The sequence below is a fragment of the Flavobacterium kochi genome (genome assembly GCF_048286715.1).
GTDB lineage: Bacteria > Bacteroidota > Bacteroidia > Flavobacteriales > Flavobacteriaceae > Flavobacterium.
Genome location: NZ_JBLVPW010000077.1, coordinates 1 through 1,314 on the forward strand (window position 1 = coordinate 1; position 1,314 = coordinate 1,314).

General features: G+C 40.9%; 1 protein-coding gene. It reads left to right on the plus strand.

The genetic code is table 11. The features are described from left to right. A partial coding sequence (locus ACNQGH_RS21860; RefSeq protein ID WP_417958130.1) for a SprB repeat-containing protein occupies positions 1 to 1,314 on the plus strand: 1,314 nt, incomplete at both ends.

Sequence of the window (1,314 nt, forward strand, 5' to 3'; positions counted from 1 at the left end):
CCAACCTATACTTATGAGATAACAGCACCAATAGTTGTCGCGGCTCAAACCTCAAATATTTTTACGGGATTGGCTGTGGGCACTTATACTATAAAAGTAAACTCAGGCAGAGGTTGTAGTTTTTCAAAAACAGAGACAGTTGGAGGGCCTAGTGCATTAATAGTAGATGCTTCATCCTTTGCTACATCCTTTGGATGTGCACCAAACAATTCTGTAAATACCGCTACAGTTACCATAAACGAAACTTTAGGTACAGGAACAGCTCCTTACGCGTACAGTATAGATGGAACCAATTATTTCCCAACAAATACGTTCAGTATTATTGATACTAATACATCTTATAACTTGCGAATTTATATCAAAGATGCGAACGGATGTATTGCAACAAGAGATATAGCCATAACTACTTTGCCCAAAATTACAGGAGCAACAGCAACTATAAACGCTGCAATTGATTGTAATAATACAGGTTCGGTAATCATAACGGTAACAGGTGGTTCAGGGACCTTTACTTACCAAATGTTGCCAAATTTAGCCACACAGCCTGCAAATACATTTGGAATTACAACTCCGGGAAATTATTATTTCCGAGTGAATGATGTAATCACAGGATGTTATTTTGATACAGCAGTATTTACAGTTGTTCCATTCAATACGATTGACGTAGTAGCTACACCAACCACACCGGTAACTTGTTTTGGAGACACTGATGGAGCAATAGGGATTAATGTGGCAGGATATTTAGGAGCATACAACTATGAAGTATTTAATAGTTCAGGCGCTTCGGTAGGTGGGATTTTTGCTGCCAATACATCGACAAACCCACAATCAATCACAGGATTATTGGCAGGGAATTACACGGTAGTTGTTACAGAGACGGCCAGTCCCTTCTGTGTCAAAACATCTAATGTAGTTACGGTTGGTTCACCAGGTGCAGCGGTATCTTTATCGGTTATAACCGTTAATGATAATTGTAAGGCGAACGCAGGACAAATAGTTGCAACTGCACAAGGGGGAACTGCTCCTTACACGTATCAAATTTTACCAGCTGCAAGTGCAGTACCACTTGTAACGGGTCCAGGTTGGGTAGCTTCAAACACCTTAAATGCGGAATCGGGTAATTATGTGGTTTATGTAAAAGACGCTAATGATTGTCCACAATCGCTGCCAGCTGTAATAGGATTAGACCCAACGCCGGTCGTTTCGGCAGTTTTAAACAATCAATGTGCAGGAACTGAGGGTAATTTTGCGATAGATGTTACGGTAGCAACAGTGGGGATGGCACCTTATAGTTTTGCTATAGACGCAGGAGCC